Source organism: Borrelia sp. A-FGy1 (assembly GCF_014084025.1).
GTDB lineage: Bacteria > Spirochaetota > Spirochaetia > Borreliales > Borreliaceae > Borrelia.
On the sequence record NZ_CP043702.1, the window covers coordinates 1 to 3,144 of the forward strand.

Below are 3,144 nucleotides of genomic sequence, written 5' to 3' on the forward strand. Positions count from 1 at the left end.
GAAATGGATTAGGGAAGCTAGATGAAAGAATAGTCAAGTTAGATGAGAAGGTAGAAAAAGTAAGAAGTGAGCTTAAGCTAGATATATCAAAGTTAGATGAGAAGGTAGAAAAAGTAAGAAGTGAACTTTCTGCAGAGATAAAGACAGTAAGAAGTGAACTTTCTTCAGAAATAAAGACAGTAAGAAGTGAACTTTCTGCAGAAATAAAGGGAGTAAGAAGTGATCTTTCTGCAGAAATAAAGGGAGTAAGAAGTGATCTTAAGGGAGATATATCAAAGTTAGATGAGAAGGTAGAAAAAGTAAGAAGTGATCTTAAGGGAGATATATCAAAGTTAGATGAGAAGGTAGAAAAAGTAAGAAGTGAGCTTAAAGGTGATATAGGCAAGTTAGATGAAAAAGTAGGCAAGTTAGATGAAAAAGTAGGCAAGTTAGATGAAAGGATAAATACAAATCATAAAGAACTTCAGGACTCAATAAGCAAATTAAGTAAAGAACTGCAGGACTCAAGAGTTGAATTTAGTAAAGAACTGCAGGACTCAAGAAGTGAATTTAGTAAATATATAAAAAGCTTGATATATCCATTTTATTGGATATTAGGAATATTTATTCCATCAATAATAGGAATGTTTTTATATTTACTGCAAAAATAGCAACTAGTGTAAATATTTTTTGTAAAGGAGAATTCTTTGTTTTCTTTAGTGAAAAAAGGTTTACAGGTGCATATCTTTTTCTTCTCCTTTGTAATTAGTTCTTGCTTCATACATTTCATAGATAGATAGATATTCTTGCTTAAAGATAATTTTATTTTTGATTTCTTTTAAGTTGTCCTTTATAAGAGATTTAATTTTTTCAAACTTTTCTTGACTAAATTTGTTTTTTGGATTTTTTATGTGTTGGTTAAATATTTTCTCTAGTCGCCTATATTGTAAAATATTACCAATATTTTCTTTCTTGATAAGAATTGAGTAAAGACAGTCGTCAAAAATAGCAGAATATGCAGTATGTTTGGATATTTTAAGCTTATTTTTTAGCATTTTATGTAGTTCAGGTATTATTATAGTTTCGATTATAAATTCTCTATAATATTTCTTATTAGTTCCTTTATGAGTTATTGTAAATCCTACATCGGCAAGAAGTTCTTCCTTAAATAGTAATGGGTCTTCTTTTTTAACAAAGGTAGCATCTCTAAGCTTTGCTATGTTATTTAGAATAACTTGTGTTATTGCTTTAAATCTAGGTATTGAGAGTGGCTTGGTACTATATTTTTGAAACTCTTTTTTAAGAAAATCGTAATTTAGAATGTCCATTTGTTTTTCTTTATCAATTAATAGTTTTTCTAATATTATTTGTAGCATATGGCAGTTTTCTCTTAAGATTTTATATTTTTCTTTTTGATTAGGTTTTTCAAGTTCTTTAAGTAAGCTTTTTATTTCTCTTGGTATTATAAGATTTTTGATAATATAACTTTCATGCTTTTTTCTTCTAGGAAGTGGCTTAAGCTTTATTTTTTGTCTCTTTTCTATTCTTAAGAAAGTATCTAAGAATCTAATAGATTTTCTGCCATTATTTTTAATATCAAATTTATATTCCTGCTCTAGGATGCGTCTAAAGGTGGAGTTAAGGGAATTTTTGTTAAGCAAGTTGGCGTCTTCTGATTCAAAGAAATGCAGTGCATCTTTCATTGCGTTGCTAAAAGTTATAAAAGTTTTTGCGTTTATTTTTACTTTTGTATTATCATAATCATAGCTTATATCAATAAGTTTTCCTTCTTTTACTTGTTTATTAAGGAATGAAAACATTTTTTTATTTATCTCAATTTTTTTAAATTGCTTGATGTAGTCTATTTTTTCTTTTAAGTTTTCTATTACGTTGTTATTAGTTATTGAAAAATCTCTGTAATTGAAAGAAGCTCCAATTGCATCATGTTCATCTGTTTTATGACCCAATATTTTTGATATTCTTGGGTAAATTTCCATAGCCCCTTTTCTATCATTAAAATAACCTTCTTTAAAAAGTATATTAGTTGTGTATATAGCTCTTAAGTCTGATATTTTAAATTTTCCTTTAAATATCTTATAGAATTCTAGTTGTAGTCTTGAATAGACATAATCGGGGTTGAAAATACCAGACTCCCATTTATTTTTAATGTCTCTAATAAGAGCACTTTGCGTGAATCTATTATAAGCTTCAAAAAAAATTTCTTTATTAATTGTTAGTGGTATCTGATAGCCTTGGTAAAATCTTTCAATATCTCTAGTTTTGAGCTGACCAGTAAACATAACTTCATTGCTGTTTTTAATATCTTCAATATGGCTAATAAATACTTCTGTTATTCTTCTACCTGATGCTAGTGCAATTCCATATGCTAAGTGTTCTTCACAATTACTTTTTAGCAATGCTAATGTTAATCTATCAATTTCTTTAAGGTTGACTTCCTTTTTATTTAAGTTAAGCTCTTTGACTCTTTTCATCGATTGAGTGTTGATATCTTTATATTCTTCTTTTGATAACCTGATATATCCTAAAGAGATGTGGTCTTGGCTTATACTATTTCTTATTCTATTTCTAATAGATGTTATTATTTTTTTTATATATATTGGGGAATATGATGTGTTAGATTTTATTCCATTAATAAAATTTTTAGCATATCCTGATATGATTTTTTTATAGGGTTTTGGATCTAAATCTTTATTTGCAAGCATTTTATCTGCACTTTTTATATTGACAATAAGTTTTTCTATCAAATCATTATTCATTAATTGTCTCCTTTTTGTTGAAATTTTATAGAGTCTAAATCTTAGATATAACCTCTATTTTATATGATATAAGCACTCTATATGTGTTTATAACTTTAATTAAAAAGTTAATATTATATACTATAGTAGTAAAAACAATGCTATTAACATAATAGATGTATTTAATCATATTAATTGCGTAGTATAAATAATACTAATACAATTAGTTTAATTTTATATAAATATAACATCAATTTATATATAAGTCAATAAAAGTCATCATAAATAATATTGAAATATAACTTTAATTTAATACTAAACACATAACAATAATAATAAACAATAAACTATACTATATATTAAAGTTCATATATGAACTTTAATATATAGTATAGTTTATTGTTTATTA

Annotated in this window: 2 protein-coding genes; one reads left to right on the forward strand and one right to left on the reverse strand. The window is 25.9% G+C overall.

All coding sequences use genetic code 11. The features are described 5' to 3' along the window. On the forward strand, window positions 1-650 hold a 650-nt coding region (locus F0310_RS05855; RefSeq protein WP_232535991.1), incomplete at its 5' end, for an apolipoprotein A1/A4/E family protein. Between the two features lie 60 nt (window positions 651-710). On the opposite strand, the gene F0310_RS05505 is transcribed toward F0310_RS05855, so the two are convergent. Then, on the reverse strand, window positions 711-2,756 hold the full coding sequence (locus F0310_RS05505) for a protelomerase family protein (RefSeq protein WP_182117965.1): 2,046 nt from the start codon (window positions 2,754-2,756) through the stop codon (window positions 711-713). Window positions 2,757-3,144: the final 388 nt, after the last annotated feature.

Bases quoted from the DNA above. Each gene is read 5' to 3' on its own strand.
- F0310_RS05505 (WP_182117965.1), bottom strand. From the start codon at position 2,756: ATGAATAATGATTTGATAGAAAAACTTATTGTCAATATAAAAAGTGCA.